The 16,672-nt window shown below is 57.4% G+C and carries 15 protein-coding genes; 6 read left to right on the top strand and 9 right to left on the bottom strand.

The genetic code is table 11. The annotated features are described in order from the left end of the window. The first annotated feature begins 13 nt into the window (after window positions 1–13). From argS to hslU, 4 genes are all read left to right on the top strand, one after another. The gene (argS, locus tag FMN52_RS05340; protein ID WP_148607628.1) at window positions 14–1,699 is read left to right on the top strand and encodes an arginine--tRNA ligase; all 1,686 of its coding nucleotides are present in this window, start codon (window positions 14–16) and stop codon (window positions 1,697–1,699) included. 5 nt (window positions 1,700–1,704) lie between these two features. Further along, entirely contained in the window at window positions 1,705–2,343 is a 639-nt protein-coding gene (locus FMN52_RS05335; RefSeq protein ID WP_148607627.1) for an SPOR domain-containing protein, read from the top strand. Window positions 2,344–2,433: 90 nt separating this feature from the next. Then, on the top strand, window positions 2,434–2,964 hold the full coding sequence (gene hslV / locus FMN52_RS05330) for an ATP-dependent protease subunit HslV (protein ID WP_008170810.1): 531 nt from the start codon (window positions 2,434–2,436) through the stop codon (window positions 2,962–2,964). Between the two features lie 12 nt (window positions 2,965–2,976). Continuing rightward, window positions 2,977–4,305 (top strand): HslU--HslV peptidase ATPase subunit, encoded by a 1,329-nt coding sequence (gene hslU / locus FMN52_RS05325; protein ID WP_148607626.1) that lies wholly within the window; start codon window positions 2,977–2,979, stop codon window positions 4,303–4,305. Between the two features lie 53 nt (window positions 4,306–4,358). On the opposite strand, the gene FMN52_RS05320 is transcribed toward hslU, so the two are convergent. The 3 genes from FMN52_RS05320 to FMN52_RS05310 form a co-directional block, all read right to left on the bottom strand. Next, window positions 4,359–5,600 carry a patatin-like phospholipase family protein gene (locus tag FMN52_RS05320; protein WP_148607625.1) on the bottom strand — a complete coding sequence of 414 codons (1,242 nt, stop codon included), beginning with the start codon at window positions 5,598–5,600 and terminating at the stop codon, window positions 4,359–4,361. Between the two features lie 122 nt (window positions 5,601–5,722). Beyond that, the gene (gene ptsP, locus FMN52_RS05315) at window positions 5,723–8,029 is read right to left on the bottom strand and encodes a phosphoenolpyruvate--protein phosphotransferase (RefSeq protein WP_148607624.1); all 2,307 of its coding nucleotides are present in this window, start codon (window positions 8,027–8,029) and stop codon (window positions 5,723–5,725) included. Window positions 8,030–8,044: 15 nt separating this feature from the next. After that, complete coding sequence (locus FMN52_RS05310) at window positions 8,045–8,575, bottom strand: RNA pyrophosphohydrolase (RefSeq protein ID WP_148607623.1); 531 nt, start codon at window positions 8,573–8,575, stop codon at window positions 8,045–8,047. A gap of 173 nt (window positions 8,576–8,748) precedes the next feature. Here FMN52_RS05310 and FMN52_RS05305 point away from each other — a divergent pair, with 173 nt between their 5' ends. Continuing rightward, window positions 8,749–9,405: an HAD family hydrolase gene (locus FMN52_RS05305; RefSeq protein WP_148607622.1), complete on the top strand. Its 657-nt coding sequence runs from the start codon at window positions 8,749–8,751 to the stop codon at window positions 9,403–9,405. 8 nt (window positions 9,406–9,413) lie between these two features. Here the strand turns inward: FMN52_RS05305 and FMN52_RS05300 are convergent, their stop codons facing one another. The 3 genes from FMN52_RS05300 to FMN52_RS05290 form a co-directional block, all read right to left on the bottom strand. Next, window positions 9,414–10,610 (bottom strand): class I SAM-dependent rRNA methyltransferase, encoded by a 1,197-nt coding sequence (locus tag FMN52_RS05300; RefSeq protein ID WP_148607621.1) that lies wholly within the window; start codon window positions 10,608–10,610, stop codon window positions 9,414–9,416. 207 nt (window positions 10,611–10,817) lie between these two features. Beyond that, on the bottom strand, window positions 10,818–11,210 hold the full coding sequence (gcvH, locus tag FMN52_RS05295; protein WP_148607620.1) for a glycine cleavage system protein GcvH: 393 nt from the start codon (window positions 11,208–11,210) through the stop codon (window positions 10,818–10,820). A 46-nt stretch (window positions 11,211–11,256) separates the two neighbouring features. After that, window positions 11,257–12,147: a LysR family transcriptional regulator gene (locus FMN52_RS05290; RefSeq protein ID WP_148607619.1), complete on the bottom strand. Its 891-nt coding sequence runs from the start codon at window positions 12,145–12,147 to the stop codon at window positions 11,257–11,259. Window positions 12,148–12,266: 119 nt separating this feature from the next. Between FMN52_RS05290 and metE the strand changes: the two genes are divergently transcribed. Next, window positions 12,267–14,546 (top strand): 5-methyltetrahydropteroyltriglutamate--homocysteine S-methyltransferase, encoded by a 2,280-nt coding sequence (gene metE / locus FMN52_RS05285; RefSeq protein WP_148607618.1) that lies wholly within the window; start codon window positions 12,267–12,269, stop codon window positions 14,544–14,546. On the opposite strand, the gene cpdA is transcribed toward metE, so the two are convergent. From cpdA to FMN52_RS05270, 3 genes are all read right to left on the bottom strand, one after another. Next, a complete protein-coding gene (gene cpdA / locus FMN52_RS05280) occupies window positions 14,540–15,346 on the bottom strand; it encodes a 3',5'-cyclic-AMP phosphodiesterase (protein WP_148607617.1) in 807 nt (268 codons plus the stop codon). The two genes, metE and cpdA, sit on opposite strands and share 7 nt — an antisense overlap. A gap of 202 nt (window positions 15,347–15,548) precedes the next feature. Next, the gene (locus tag FMN52_RS05275; protein WP_148607616.1) at window positions 15,549–16,034 is read right to left on the bottom strand and encodes a DUF1249 domain-containing protein; all 486 of its coding nucleotides are present in this window, start codon (window positions 16,032–16,034) and stop codon (window positions 15,549–15,551) included. Then, window positions 16,034–16,651 carry an NUDIX domain-containing protein gene (locus FMN52_RS05270; RefSeq protein WP_148607615.1) on the bottom strand — a complete coding sequence of 206 codons (618 nt, stop codon included), beginning with the start codon at window positions 16,649–16,651 and terminating at the stop codon, window positions 16,034–16,036. Before FMN52_RS05270 ends, FMN52_RS05275 begins: the two co-directional genes overlap by 1 nt. Window positions 16,652–16,672: the final 21 nt, after the last annotated feature.

The raw sequence follows: 16,672 nt of genomic DNA, 5'->3' as shown, positions 1-16,672 counted from the left end.
GTCATCTGACAGCATGAAAGAGACCGTTTCCGATCTGCTCCAGTCTGCACTGGCAGCACTCCAAGCCGATGGCACTCTGCCTGCGGACCAGTCCTTCACCCCACAGGTAGGCAATACCAAGGACAAGTCCCACGGGGACTATGCCTGTAACATTGCTCTGGTTGCCTCAAAGGCCGCCGGTTGTCCGCCTCGCAAACTTGCGGAGGCGCTGATCGAGAAGCTGCCGCAGAGCAAAGCGGTGGAGAAAGTGGAGATCGCCGGGCCCGGTTTCATCAATTTCTTTATGAGCACGGCCAGTGCTTTCGAAGTGGTCAACACGATACTGGATGAAGGCGACCGCTTCGGCCGCAACAATCAGGGCCAGGGCGAAAAAGTTCAGGTGGAGTTTGTTTCGGCCAACCCCACAGGCCCCCTCCACGTTGGTCACGGCCGTGGCGCGGCGATAGGTGACTGCCTTTGCCGGCTGCTGGAAGCGAACGGGTACGATGTGACCCGGGAGTTTTACTACAATGACGCCGGTGCCCAGATTGATAACCTGGCACTCTCCGTTCAGTCGCGGGTGAAAGGTCTGACGCCGGACGACGAGAACTGGCCGGCGGACGGCTACCGGGGCGACTACATCGTTGATGTTGCTAAGGCCTACCTTGCTGGCGACACCGTTACTGCGGACGATCGGGAAGTGACCGCCAAGGCGGACCCGGAAGACCGCGATGCCATCCGCGAATTCGCCGTCGCTTACCTGCGGCGGGAACAGGATCTGGACCTGAAAGCCTTCGGGGTTCAGTTCGATGTCTATTTCCTGGAATCTTCCTTGTACGAAGACGGCAAGGTTGAAGCCACGGTCAAACGCCTGCAGGAAAATGGCTACACCTACGAGCAGGATGGTGCCATGTGGCTGAAGACCACAGAGTTCGGCGATGACAAGGATCGGGTCATGCGCAAGAAGGACGGTGGCTACACCTACTTCTTGCCGGATGTCGCCTACCACCTGGACAAGTGGCAACGGGGCTTTACCACCGTTATCAACGAACAGGGCGCCGACCACCACTCTACCGTAACCCGCGTTCGCGCCGGCTTGCAGGCCCTGAGCGCCGGCATTCCGGAAGGATGGCCGGACTATGTACTGCACCAGATGGTGATGGTGACCCGCTCCGGCCAGGAGGTAAAAATCTCCAAACGCGCTGGCAGCTACGTAACCGTCCGGGATCTGATTGATGAAGTTGGCCGCGACGCCACCCGATTCTTCCTGGCCGCGCGCAGGGTAGACTCCCAATTGACCTTCGATATCGATCTGGCTCGCTCCCAGACCAATGAAAACCCGGTCTATTACGTCCAGTATGCCCATGCCCGCATCTGCAGCGTGCTTCGAAAACTGGCAGAGGAAGGCGTGGAGCGTGGCCGTAACGAATGCATCGGCGACCTCTCACTGTTAACGCTTGATGAGGAAAAGGACCTGGCCAACCAGCTGGCCAAGTATCCGGAGCTCATTGCCAATTCCGCCGCGCAACGTGAACCGCACCATCTCACGCACTACCTGCGGGACCTGGCGGGCCAGTTTCATACGTATTACAACGCCCACAAGGTATTGATTGAAGATACCGCCATTCGCGATGCCAGGGTCAGCCTCTATCTTGCCATCAGGCAGGTAATCGCCAACGGCCTGGACTTGCTGGGCGTCAGCGCACCGGAAGAGATGTAAGACGAATGTCCCGAGATTACGCCCGCAAGGACAGACCTGCCAAAGCCTCAGCCACTTCGCGCAAAAAATCTGCGAAGCAGGCAAAGCCGAAGGCTGCCCGCCCAAAGCCCACCGCCAGCGCCCGATCCCAGCACGGCAGCCTGTCGCTCAAGTGGATACTGTCCCTGGCGGCCGTGGGCGGATTTATCGGGTTTATTGTCTACCTGAACTCCTTGCCAACGAGTCCGGGTGCGCAGCAACCAGCAGTCACTGAAAAACCGGCCCAGAAACCTGCGAAGACGCCCGCAGAGACCGCGAAGGAAGAGGAAAAACCCGGGTTCCGCTTCTACGAGATGCTGCCGGAATCCGAGGTGGTGCCGCCGAAAGTCGAAGAATACACACCCGGACCGACACAAACGGATTTTAATTATCTGCTTCAGTCCGGCTCCTTCCGCAGCAAGGAGGACGCCGAACGACAGCGGGCCCAGATTGCCTTCCAGGGTTTGCGGGCAAGTACCCAGAGAATTGACCTGGACAACGGTTCGGTCTGGTACCGCGTCAACGTTGGCCCCTTCACCTCCAGAAGCCAGATGAATTCCGCCATAGATAAACTGGTTTCCCTGAATATCCAGCCACTGGTCCGGAAGATCCCCAAGGAAGGTTGATCTTTCGGGCACGGTGCGAACACCTTGAATTCGCACCAGAAGCCTCCATAACAACGGGATACCAATTTCAATCAGGCAATTGGAGCCCAAATGACTACCATTCTTTCCGTCAGGCGCGATGACGAAGTTGCCATGGGTGGCGACGGCCAGGTTTCCCTGGGCAACACCGTAATGAAAGGCAATGCCCGAAAAGTTCGCCGCCTCTATAACGGCCAGGTGATCGCCGGTTTTGCGGGCGGCACCGCCGATGCCTTCACCCTGTTTGAGCGATTCGAGGCTCAGCTTGAGAAACACCAGGGCAACCTCACCAGGGCCGCGGTGGAACTGGCGAAAGACTGGCGAACAGACCGTGCGCTGCGCAGGCTCGAAGCTTTGCTGGCCGTGGCGGACAAAACCGCCTCCCTGATCATTACCGGCAACGGCGATGTGATAGAGCCGGAACAGGGCCTGATTGCCATCGGTTCGGGCGGCCCCTTTGCCCAGGCATCGGCCCGCGCTCTGCTGGAAAATACCGACCTGTCCGCACACGAGATTGTCGAAAAAGGTCTGGATATCGCTGCCGATATCTGTATCTACACCAACCACAATCGCACCCTTGAAGTGCTCTCCAAAAACGACTGATCCGGAGCGACCATGTCTGCAATGACTCCCCGTGAGATTGTCCACGAACTCAACAAACACATCGTGGGCCAGGAAGAAGCCAAGCGGGCGGTGGCCATCGCCCTGAGAAATCGCTGGCGCCGGATGCAGCTGGACAGCAGCCTGCGCGACGAGATCACACCCAAGAACATCCTGATGATTGGTCCCACGGGTGTGGGTAAAACCGAGATTGCCCGGCGCCTCGCAAAATTGGCCGACGCACCGTTTCTGAAAGTGGAAGCCACGAAATTCACGGAAGTCGGTTATGTCGGCCGTGACGTGGAATCCATTATCCGGGATCTGGCGGATATGGCCGTCAAAATGCTGCGCGAAGCTGAAATGAAGCGCCACGAAGAACAGGCACTGGATGCTGCGGAAGAGCGTATTCTGGACGCGCTGCTTCCGCCGCCCCGAGATTTCGGTGAGGACAGCCAGCGTAGCTCCGATTCATCCACACGCCAACTGTTCCGGAAGAAACTCCGGGAGGGCGAGCTGGATGACAAGGAGATCGAGATCGACCTGCGCAACTCCAGCGCCGGGGTGGAAATCATGGCGCCCCCGGGCATGGAGGAGATGACCAACCAGCTGCAGAGCATGTTCTCAAACCTGTCCTCGGACAAGCGCAAGACCCGGAAGATGAAGGTTGCGGACGCAATCAAGCGCGCCAAGGAAGAAGAGGCTGCGAAGCTGGTCAACGAAGAAGAGATCAAGCAGAAAGCCATCCAGGCGGTGGAGCAAAATGGCATCGTGTTTGTGGATGAAATCGACAAGGTGGCCAAGCGGTCAGAGAACACTTCGTCAGATGTTTCCCGCGAGGGCGTCCAGCGGGATCTGCTCCCGTTAATCGAGGGCAGCACCGTGAGCACGAAATACGGTTCTGTGCGCACCGATCATATTCTGTTTATTGCCTCCGGCGCGTTCCATCTGTCCAAGCCCTCAGATCTGATTCCGGAGCTTCAGGGTCGCTTGCCGATCCGCGTTGAGCTTCAGGCCCTGACACCCGAGGACTTCAAGCGCATCCTGACCGAACCGGATGCCTCCCTGGTGCAGCAGTACGAAGCGCTGATGCTCACCGAAGGCGTAAAACTGAACTTCCGGGAAGATGCCATTGCGCGCATTGCCGAGGTTGCCTGGAAGGTGAACGAGAGCACTGAAAACATCGGTGCCCGTCGTCTGCATACCGTACTCGAGCGTTTGCTGGAAACACTGTCCTTCGATGCCGGCGACAAGGTTACCGATGGCTTCGAGGTAACCGCTGAATACGTGGATGAAAAGCTTGGAGAGTTGTCTGAAGACGAGGATCTGAGCCGGTATATTCTGTAAGCCTGAACAAGGGGCCAGATGAAACGGTCATCTGGCCCCTCACCCACTGAGAACTATTGCGCCTTTGAGAAGAGGTGCGACACGTTACTCAAGCTACCCGCCAATCGGCCCTTCTCGGCTTCTTTCTTCCTGCCCTTGGCGACATACAGTGGCAGCATTTCGCCATAAAGACTGGTACTGATTGTCCGCTGCTCGTCTTCAAGGCGATCCCGTCTCAGCGTGATGCCGTATTTCGCCAGCTTGGGCTCCAGCTGATCGGCACGGTTCAGAAGATCACGCCGGGTCATCTGGTAGGCGTGCTCACACACCATTCTCCGGGACTGGAAACTGAATACGTTGGAGAAGAACAGCTTGGCGTCGTCACGGGTAGGCTCGAACAGCAGAATGTCCTTGTCGGGATAATCCCGGGCGTACTGGGCAATGCCCGACTGCATCCGGGAGTACACTATGGTCCTGAAGGTCTGTGACAGAAGGTTGGGCATACCTGAGCGGGTCAGCTCGCCCGGTTTCATGGAGCCGGCCCGGACCGCGGCGCTGGCATCGATAGGAACCTGGGGATTCACGGCAAAAACCAGATCCGCCCCGTCTTCAAAAGCCACAGAGGCGTGCAAGCCCTTACGCAGCGTGCCATCTACATAATAGCGGCCGTCAATTTCCACTGGCACATACAGACCTGGCGATGCGGTACTGGCCTGGATGGCTTTGGAAATTGGCACGTGGTCAAAGCCGGGAGCGCCAAAGCAGACTGCTTCGGTACTCTCAACATCGGCAGCGACTATGTAGAGGCTGCGCTTGAGCTGACGAAAATCGTTGGTGCGGCCCAGCATGGTAAAGGCCCGCTTGAGATACTCATGCAGGCCTTCGTTATCAAACAACCCGGCCGGCGCCGCTTGGGCCAGGATGGTCATGGCTTCCAGCAGACTCTGATCGTAGGGGTTGTTGATGAAACGACTGACCGCTGTCGAAACCAGGCCCGGAATTGCCAGCAAGCGACTGCCGATCTCCCGGAGAGCCGGGCGATAGAACACCTCCGGATGGAACGGGTGGACTTCCGCCTCATTGCGCACGAAAATCCGGCACAATTGCGCTGTAGTCATCTGGTTGGCGAGATTTGCCGCCACAAAAGAACCACCATTAACGCCAACATAAACATCGATGTTGTTGAAATCGAGACCATCAAGCGCTTCATCCAGCGCCCGAAGCGCTCCGATTTCATAAATCCCGCCCAAAGGACCACCGCCACCAAGGGCAAGCCCGATGCGGGGAGCGGATTTATGATCAGCTGGCGAGCTCATAGCCTTCCCTTTTCCGGATAAAGAATGCGGGTCCGTCAGGCGGACCGCCGGATACTTCAGTTACCAAGATAACAACCGCATTTAGAGTGCACACCCTATATTGCCGAAAACCGTGCCAGTGATCAGGAAACGGCGGCCTCCGATACCGCCATGGCCGTTGACTTGCCTGGCCGCAGATAGCGGCCGAAGCCGGCATTTCGCAACGCCAGATCGACGCAGCTCTTGATGACGTGAGGCGAATCCAGCAGTAATACGTCCTCCAGCAACTGAATGGCCCATTCCCGACTAACACTGCGAATCACCGACTTGACCTTCGGCAAGCTGGCCGCGTTCATGGACAGGGAGTCGTACCCCATCGCCATCAATAGCAGCGCCCCACCGGGATCACCCGCCAGCTCGCCGCATATGCCAACCGGTTTGCCCACCGAGTGCGCATCCTGGGCAATGCGCACCAGCGCCTGAAGCACCGCCGGGTGGTAGGAATGATAGAGCTGCGCAACCCGGGGGTTGTTACGATCCACCGCCAGCAGATACTGGGTCAGATCGTTTGAGCCAACAGAGAGAAAGTCCACCCGGTCCGCAAGTTCCCGAATCTGGTAAACGGCAGCGGGGATTTCGACCATCACACCCACTTTGGGCATGTGAATGTCGTAGCCCTCTTCTCGAACCTCGTGATACACCCGGTAGATCAGGTGCAGGGACTCCTCCACCTCCGAGATATTGGAGATCATTGGCAACATGATCTGGAGATTGTTCAGGCCCTCGCTGGCCTTGAGCATAGCCCGGACCTGCACCAGGAAAATCTCCGGATGATCCAGGGTTACCCGGATACCTCGCCAACCAAGGAACGGGTTCTCCTCCTGGATCGGGAAGTAGGTCAGCGCCTTGTCGCCGCCGATATCCAACGTCCGCATGGTCACCGGGCTGGGCGCAAAGGCTTCAAGCTGTTCCCGATAATACTCACGCTGCTCCTGCTCGGAGGGGAACCGGTCTTTGATCATGAACGGCACTTCGGTCCGGTACAGACCGATACCCTCGGCACCGTGGGAGAGCGAGCGAACAACATCGGTCATCAGACCGGTGTTCACCAATAGTGAGACTCGATGGTGATCGGTGGTTTCGCAAGGCTTGTCCTTGAGGACTTCGAGCCCCCGGATCAGCTCGTCTTCTTCGTCACAGATCGCCTGATAATAGGAGCGGAGGTCCGCAGAAGGTGAGGCAAATATCTGGCCTTCAAAGCCATCAACGATCAGCTCCTTGCCATCGAGCTGATTCACAGGAATGTCCACCAGCCCCATGACTGTGGGCACGCCCATGGCTCGGGCCAGGATGGCTACGTGGGAGTTACTGGACCCCTTGACCGACACCAGCCCCACCAACTGCCCCTTGGGAACCTCCCCAAGCATGGCTGGCGTCAGCTCTTCGCTGACCAGCACCGTCCGCTCGGGGTAATTCAAGTGTTTCTGCTCACCCTCCTGCAGGTGAGACAGCAGGCGGCGACCGAGATCCCGGATATCAACAGCGCGTTCCTGAAGATAGTGATCATCCATCATCTCGAAATGACGAATGTACTGCTGAACCACCTGCTTCAGGGCGCCCTGGGCCCAGATACCTTCCCGGATCTTGTTAGCCACCTCTCCGGGCAGAGCATCGTCGCCCAGCATTCTCAAGTAAACGTCGAACAGGGCCTGCTCTTCCGGGCGTAACTGAGAAGCCAGACGCTTGGCCACACGTTCTATATCTTCCCGAACTGCTGTAACTGCCGATCGGAAAAGGGCCAACTCCTGATCAATGTCCTCGGTTGGTTTTTCCGGAACAACATCCAGATCCGCTGCCGGATACACCACGACGCTTTCGCCGATGGCTACGCCGGGGGCACCGGGCACACCGTTGAAGCTGACATCGTGGGTCTCCTCTCCGGTCAGGGAGAGTCCACTGATGGCGCCGGTGGCTTCGCTGTGGGCGATGACCCCCGCCAGTTGAGCGGAAACGGTGACCAGGAAGGCCTCTTCACCCTCATCAAAGCACCGGGAACTCTCCCGCTGCTGGACAACGAGCACGCCCAGAACCCGGCGATGGTGAATGATCGGAACACCGAGGAAAGAGCGGAATCGCTCCTCACCTGTCTCCGGGAAATAACGGTAGCGCGGGTGAGAAGGGGCATCCTCCAGGTTGATGGGCTCCTCACGGGAGCCCACTAGCCCGACGAGGCCCTCGGAGTAAGCCAGGCTCACCTGGCCAACCGCCTTGCGGTAAAGCCCCTCGGTGGCCATTAGAATGTAGCGATTGGTGGCCGGATCAAGGAGGTAAACGGAACAGACCTCGGTTCCCATGGCTTTCTGCACCCGCGATACAATGATATCCAGCGCCTCCTGCAAATCGCGGGCACTGTTTACCTCTTGTACAAGACTTCGCAGAATGCTCAGCATGGCGGTGTCAGTCCGTCATTTCTGGTGTTCTTGTAAACGCTGATTCTGCTCCGCCCTGTGCAACTGATCCATGTCGTAGAACAGCCGCGGCGCAAGCTCTCTCAGCGCGCGTCGATATACTTCTCGTTTGAATGAGACCACCTGGCCCAACGGATACCAGTAGCTTACCCATTGCCAGCCGTCGAACTCCGGTGAATCCGTACCGTCCACGCAAACCTGCGCGTCCGGTGATAACATCCTCAGCAGGAACCATTTCTGTTTTTGGCCCACACAAACGGGGTGGGAGTTTTGGCGTACCATCCTCCTCGGGAGTCGATACCTCAGCCAGCCTCGTGTGCAACTGATGATTTCAACATCCTTTGCACACAGGCCGATTTCCTCTCCAAGCTCCCGGTACAGTGCGTCCTCAGGGGATTCATCATGTTTGATGCCACCCTGGGGGAACTGCCAGGAGTCCTGCCCTATTCGCCTTGCCCAGAGAACTTCTCCTCTGTGATTGGCCAGAATGATTCCGACGTTGGGTCTGAAACCGTCTGAATCGATCACGGCACAGTCCTCTTAAAAGTCGGTGGACCGGTTCAAAAATTCACCGGTCGGATTTGTCCAAGTTGCTCTCATTCTTACAGAATCCCAAGGGTTCGGCAAACGGAGCCGTCGGGGACAGGTCATGGTAGACTTGGCGCTTTCCTGCAAGTCCTGTGAACACCGGAGGTAACCGCTTGACGCTCGCAATTTTTGATCTGGACAACACCCTTCTGGCCGGCGACAGCGACCACGCCTGGGGCGATTTTCTGGTGGAGGAAGGCATTGTCGATGCCGAGGAATACCGCCTTGCCAACGACCGCTTCTATCAGGAATACCTGAACGGCGAGCTGGATATCCTGCATTACCTGGGCTTTGCCCTTCAGCCGCTGGCAAACCACAACATGGGCGAGCTACTAACCTGGCGGGAAGCCTTCATGGAGAAAAAGGTGCGTCCCATGATGCAGGCCAGTGCAAATGCGCTGCTGGACAGCCACCGGGAGCAGGGCCACACCCTGATGATCATAACTGCCACCAACCGTTTCGTGACCGAGCCCATTGCCGAGGCCCTCGGCATCGAACACCTGATAGCCACCGAACCGGAACTGGTCAACGGCCGTTATACAGGCGAAGTGGCTGGCACTCCGAGCTTTCAGGATGGCAAGGTAACGCGGCTGGATGACTGGCTGGCCGCCCACAACAGGACACTGGAGGGGGCGTGGTTCTACAGCGACTCCCACAACGACCTGCCGCTGCTGAAGAAAGTGGATAACCCGGTCGCCGTCGACCCGGACCCGACCCTGGAGCAATTTGCCCGGGACAACGGCTGGAAAGTGATGTCACTGCGGGGTTAATGACGGGATTAAAAGAACCCCGTCAGTGAACGAACAAAGCAGGACTTGATGTAATCGGTCTCGGGAATACCCGGAATCACCGGATGATCCGGGGCCTGATGCCCCTGCTCCAGCAACTGGACAAAGCGGTCAATCTTACGGCCGCTGCCACGAATGATGTCCACCAGCTTCTCCTGCGACAGGTGCATGGAACAGGATGCGGACACCAGTATGCCGTCGCGCTCGAGCAACCTCAGACCCAACTGATTCAGCCGTGCATAGGCCTCTTCCCCCGCTTTCTGGTCCCGGCGCCGGGGAATCAGTGCCGGCGGATCAAGAACCACCACATCAAACTTCTCCTTCTCATCCGCCAGCGCCTTCAGGGCTTCGAAGGCATCGCCCTCAATGGTTTCCACATTGTCCAGACCGTTAAGCCTGGCGTTGTGGTGAACCGAATCAATGGCGCCGGCCGAACTGTCGACACAGGTCACTTGAGTGGCCCCGGCACAAGCCGCCTGAATGCCCCAGCCACCGACATAACTGAACACGTCCAGCACCCGCTTGCCCGGCGCATAGGCCTGCAAGCGGGCACGATTCATTCGATGATCATAGAACCAGCCCGTCTTCTGGCCGCCTTCCAACGGCACCTCGAACCGAACACCGTTCTCCTCCACCTCCAGCAGACTCACTTCAGCGCCATGGGCCTGCTCCACGTAGGTATCCAGCCCCTCCACTTTGCGCATCTTGCCATCGTTCTTGAGGATGATCGCCTCCGGGTGTGCCAACCGCTGCACCGCCCGAACAACCGCCTCCTTCATCATCTCCATGCCGGCCGTGGAAATCTGCACCACCACCGTGGAATCAAACCGGTCAATCACCAGCCCCGAAAGCCCGTCACTGTCGCCAAACACCCAACGGTAAAACGGCTTGTCAAAAAGCCGCTCTCTAAGTGCAAGCGCAGCCTCCATCCTCTGGGTCAACCGCTGCGGCGTCATACCGTGGCCCGGGTCCCGACTGATCAAACGGCCACAAATCAACGCATGAGGGTTCACGAACACCGTACCCAAAGGCTTGTCATTGGAAGCCCGAAGCTCCGCCTGAACACCGGCCTCGAAATCCGTCAGCGGACTGCGGCGGGTGTCCACCTCATTGCTGTAAACCCAGAGATGACCAGCACGAAGACGGCGCTCTGCGCCTTTTCGAAGATACAAAATCGGAAAATTCATGAAAAATATCAGCCAAACAAGGGTAAAAGGATGCGCGATTGAAATTCACGAGGCATCGCACAGAAGCACGGGAGTGGGCGGGCAGGGCTGTCGAAAACTGTGCGGAGCCATGGATGGCGGAGCCCAAGCGTCACATGGACGTGCCGCAAGGAGCGTGTTTTCGACAGCCCTGCCCGCACGCTCCTGCACGGAGATCAACCGGTGGTCTTATCCCTCGGCAGCCACATGCTCCGCATAAGCCGCAGAGTCCATCAGGCCATCCAGCTCACCAGCATCCTCAAGCCGGACCTTGTAAAGCCAGCCGTCACCATAGGGATCTTCATTCACCTTCTCCGGCTCATCCTCGAGACTCTCATTCACCTCGATAACCTCACCAGTCACAGGACTGAACACATCCGAAGCCGACTTTACAGACTCCGCCACGCCAGCTTCCTCTCCACCGTTTACGGTAGTGCCAACATCCGGAACACCGATGTATACCACATCACCCAGTTGCTCCTGGGCAAAATCGGTTATGCCGACCGTCGCCGTGCCGTCATCGGACACGCGAACCCATTGATGGGTCTCAATGTATTTCAGGTCTGCGGGTATCTCACTCATAGTCTGGTTTCCTGAACGAATTTTTTGCGCAGTTTAACTGAAGACGTTAACTCCAGCGAACCTCACTTGCCAGCTTCATGAACGAATTCAGGTAATCCACGCCCCGGTCGCGTTCGCGAAGGCCCAGGAAGATCTGTTTCGGGATCCCCGCCTCGCCCAATTGAACCGGTCGAACCGGAATCCGGGCACTGTAATCCTCTACCAGCCAGCGCGGAAGCGCAGCCACTCCGCGGCCTGCAGCGACCATTTGCAGCATGATATCGGTGGTCTCAATGGTTTTGTGCCTTGCCGGGCTGGCGTGAGCCGGCAGCAGGAACCGCGTATAGATATCCAGCCGTTCGATTTCCACCGGGTAGGTGATCAGGGTTTCTTTCTCCAGATCCTCGGGTTCAACCCATCCCTTACCTGCCAGCGCGTGGTCCGCTGCCACCACAAGCACCTGCTCGTAGTCGAACACCGGTTCAAAGACCAGACCCGGGCGGTGCAGGGGGTCCGGAGTCACCAGCATATCGATATCGTGACCAAACAGCGCACCAATACCACCGAACTGGAATTTCTGTTTTACATCCACATCTACCCCCGGCCAGTCTTCCAGGTAGGGCCCGACCACTTTCAACAACCATTGATAGCACGGATGGCACTCCATACCGATGCGCAGCGTGCCACGCTGGCCCTTGGCAAACTGACCGATCAGCATTTCCGCATGTTCCATCTGCGGCAACAGCCTGTTCGCGAGAGACAGTAAATAGTCACCAGACTGAGTGAGCCTGAGCTGCCGCCCTTCACGCACCCAGATGTCGGTACCTAGCTGTTGCTCAAGCTTACGAATGGAATGGCTGAGGGCAGACTGGGTCAGATGCAGGCGCTCGGCAGCTGCTGTTAGAGAACCCTGCTGATTGACCGCCCTGAGAATCTCCAGATGGCTCCGCTCGATCATCGACACTCCATATATGACCAATATTCATCGTTACCTGAAATAATACCATTATTCTTCATTTCACCAGCCCGATATTCTGCATTTTCTTGCAAACCACAGGATCAAGCAGAGGAAAGACCATGGTAACCACGCATAACCTCGGGTTCCCCCGAGTTGGCGCCCGCCGAGAGTTGAAATTTGCCCAGGAAGCCTTCTGGAAAGGCCAGATCACAGAGGACGAACTGCAGATTACCGGTGCCGGCCTTCGGCGCAGGCATTGGCATAGCCAGCAACGCCTCAGTCGTGTGCCTGTTGGCGACTTCTCCTTCTACGATCAGGTGCTGGACATGAGCTTCACCCTGGGCAATCTGCCTGAGCGGTTGAACGACACCGAAGGTAGCGAACTCGATCGCTATTTCCGGGTAGCCCGGGGCCGTTCCGGGCATGAGTCGGCCTGCTGCGGTGTTCAGGCGGGGGAAATGACCAAATGGTTCGACACCAACTACCACTACATCGTGCCTGAGTTCCACCAGAACACCCGCTTTCAGCTCAAGGCCGACCGGCTGATCGAACAGATCACAGAGGCGCGAGCCCAAGGGCTGGCACCGAAGCCGGTAATTATCGGACCGGTCACTTATCTCTGGTTGGGCAAAACCAAAGACGAACATGATCGGCTTTCGCTACTGGAGTCTCTGCTACCCGTTTATTCAAAGCTTCTGGATGTGCTTGCCGCGCATGGCGTGGACTGGGTACAGGTAGACGAACCCGCTCTCGTCACCGACCTCGACGCAGATTGGCGCCACGCATTCAGCCTGGCCTACCACCACCTCAAGACCAGCGCTCCGAAGCTGTTGGTAACCACTTACTTCGGTGAGTTGCGAGAAAACTTGCAGCTAGCCTGTGAGTTGCCCGTGGCAGGATTGCACCTGGATGCCATCAGTGCCCCACAGGAAGTCGCCCGGGTGGTCGACTGGCTACCGCCCCACAAGCAACTGTCGTTGGGCATCATTAATGGCCGGAATATCTGGCGAACGGATCTTGAGAAGACCCTGGACTGGCTGGAACCGGTCCACGAAAAATTGGGTGGCCGCCTCTGGCTCGCGCCATCCTGCTCACTGCTCCACGTGCCTGTCGATCTCTCGAGCGAAGAAAAGCTGGACCCGGAAATCCGCAACTGGATGGCATTCGCTACCCAGAAACTGGATGAACTGAATACTCTAGCCACCGCATTGAATCACGGTAGAGCAGCCGTTCAAAAAAGCTTGGTGGAATCGACCGTAGCCATCAACAGTCAGAAAACGTCAGAGCGAGTCCATAACGCGTCTGTCCAGGCCCGACTCAAAGACGTCAGACCGGCACTCGGCCAGCGGCAAAGCCCATACCCGGACCGCATCGCCATACAGCAACAGAAGCTTGGCCTGCCACGCTTCCCTACAACTACCATCGGGTCCTTTCCCCAAACACGGGATATCCGCCAGACCCGCTTGCAGTTCCACAAGGGCGAACTCACGGAGGCGGACTACAACGCCCGGATTCGCGAGCACGTGCGCCACTGCATTACCGAGCAGGAAGCCCTGGGGCTCGATGTGCTTGTTCACGGCGAGGCCGAACGCAACGACATGGTCGAGTATTTCGGCGAACAATTGGACGGCTATGCCTTCAGCCAGTTCGGGTGGGTTCAGTCCTATGGTTCCCGCTGCGTAAAACCACCGATCCTGTTCGGCGACATCTCACGCCCGAAGGCAATGACCGTCGAGTGGACCCGTTATGCCCAATCTCTCACGGAAAAGCCTCTGAAGGGGATGCTGACCGGCCCAGTCACCATCCTTAACTGGTCATTCGTTCGGGACGATCAGTCAAGACAGGAGAGCTGCCTGCAGCTGGCACTGGCTATCCGGGAGGAGGTGCTTGATCTGGAAGCCTCGGGCGTCAGAATTATCCAGATCGATGAAGCCGCCCTGAGGGAAGGCTTGCCGCTTAGGCAATCCGATTGGAAGAGCTATCTGGACTGGGCCATCGACGCATTCCGCATAGCCGCCAACGGCGTTCGCGACGAAACCCAGATCCACACTCACATGTGCTATTCAGAGTTCAACGACATTATCGAAGCCATCGCCCGGATGGATGCGGATGTCATTACCATCGAAACCTCCCGGTCGGACATGGAGCTTCTCGACGCCTTCCGTGGTTTCCAGTATCCGAACGACATCGGGCCCGGGGTCTATGACATCCACTCACCGAATATTCCTGACAGCGAGCAGATTCGATCATTGATGATAAAGGCGGCAGAGCGGATACCGGTGGAGCGGCTATGGGTGAACCCGGACTGCGGCCTTAAGACTCGTCAGTGGGAAGAGGTCCGCCCTGCCCTTAGAAGCATGGTCGCTGCCGCCCGGGAACTAAGGGAAAGTATTCAGTAACCCGAGCTGTTCTGATCCAGTTCGAACTGGAAATCTTCGGCCCGGCGGACTTCCGTGGCGAAGTCGCCGGAATCGTGGAATTCGAACCAGCGGTAGCCCGGCGGCAAATCCTCAACCGAGAACTTGCTGGAACCGGAAGTGAATTGAATGCAGGTGGACGGCGTGGCCATCAGTTGCACGCCGTTGCGTTCGCGCTCATGCTCCTGATGGATATGCCCCCACAACACGATCCTGACCTGAGGGAATCGATCGACCACCTGCCAGAACGCATCTCGATTGGTGAGGCCAATTTTCTCCATCCAGTCAGAGCCGATATCCACCGGGTGATGATGAAGTGCAATCACTGCCGGTAAGTCCGGATGCCGCTCAAGCGTTTCCGAAAGAAAGTCCAGCTCGGATTCAGCCAGAGCGCCAAAAACCTTACCGGGCACGGAAGAGTCCAGCATGACGAACTGCCAGCCTCCCCGGATCACATGACGGTGGCAGGCATTGTACTCGCCAGCGGCTTTAACCAGGTTATCCGCATGATCATGGTTACCGGCAATCCAGACTGATGGGCAGGAAAATACGCTCAGGCTCTCGCCAAATACGCGGTAGGCTTCCAGCGACCCATCCTGGGCAAGATCTCCGGTAGCCAGAATCAGGTCCGGCTGGCCGTGTATTTTCAGCACTTCTGCAATAACCGCCTGCAGGCTTTCCCGGGTTTTGACACCCAAAAGGTCTCCATCGGCACGCGCCATCAGGTGCGGATCAGTCAGCTGAAGTACCCGCAGTGGCCGGGCTTGTTCCTTCGTGGTCATGGCGTTCTGGATCTACTCGCTGGCAATACGTGGTCTGAGCACAAGTGTACGACGCCGATTCACAGATTTATCACTTTCGAATCGAACCGGGGTCACATTCTGGCAAGGCTTAGACGATATATTGCAATTTTTGACAACTATGGCACATCGGTGAGCCATAGCCACACCACTTTAGTACAGGATAAGCCTGTAACAGGCCGCCTCAGTCAACGCCTTCACCGGCAGACCAGGCTGCATGTTCCATGGGCAGATGACCAAAGCGCAGGCAGTAGTCCAGCCAATCGGCGAGGAAACCATTGACCTGGACCTTTTCATCCGGATGGTGCATGAAGCGATTGGGGTAATCGTTGACGGGGGCAATCTGGCGATCACGATAGCAGCTGATCACTTCCGCCATGTTGGCGTCGTGGTAGACCCGCACGGTCATTTGAGGGTTGTTCAACCAACGCCCGGAATTGTGAACCTGCTCAAGCAAAAGGGTTTCGGTGAACTTTGCGGTCTGGAGCACCTGAATCCGGACTCGTCCCAGGTAATGGTTCTCCCGGTGCAGCTCAAATTCGCAGACGGGCTTACCGTCCACTTCCAGTTGCCTCAGCTTCTGTAGCCTCTGATAGTTTCCGTCACACAGGGCACCAAGTTGCCTGAGATCCGGAACGTACCGCCTGGGTTTCATGGTCCACTCGCCCATCACTGCCACCCTTTCCTCAAACGGGCCCGATTCAGCTCGAGCCACTGCAAGGCAATAATGGCGGCCGCGTTGTTGATACGACCATCGTGGATCATCGCTATGGCGTCGTCGGATGACACCACATGGGCACGGATATCCTCGTGTTCATGTTCCATACCATATAGACCGCCTGCATTTTCGGTGCTCACGCGCCCGCAAAACAGGTGAATCATTTCGGTGCTGCCACCGGGTGATACCAGGTAATCGCAGATTTTTTCCAGCGGTTCAAAGGTAAGCCCGGCCTCCTCCTGGCCCTCACGTTGGGCGACTTCTTCAGGACTCTCTCCGTCTTCGTTCATACCGGCTACGAGCTCCAGCAGCCACGGCGACTGATACCGGCCCAGAGCACCAAGGCGAAACTGCTCGAGAAGAACCACCTCGTCCCGTTCCGGATCGTAGGGAAGTACACAGGTGGCGTCGCCACGAATAAAGAGTTCGCGGGTAAATACCGGCATGTCCCGGCCATCAAAACGCGGGTGGGTCAACCAGAGCTTGTCCATGCGGAAGAAGCCCTGGAAGACGGTTTCACGTTTTTCGACGTTGACGTCGTCGGCTTTGAACTGGAACGGTTTGGCCATTTTTTGTCCGGTCGTTGAATC

The sequence above is a fragment of the Marinobacter sp. BW6 genome (assembly GCF_008107725.1).
In the GTDB taxonomy this organism is placed as follows: domain Bacteria; phylum Pseudomonadota; class Gammaproteobacteria; order Pseudomonadales; family Oleiphilaceae; genus Marinobacter.
The sequence above is the reverse complement of the archived record's forward strand: the minus strand, read 5'-3'. Positions and strand labels throughout refer to the sequence as shown.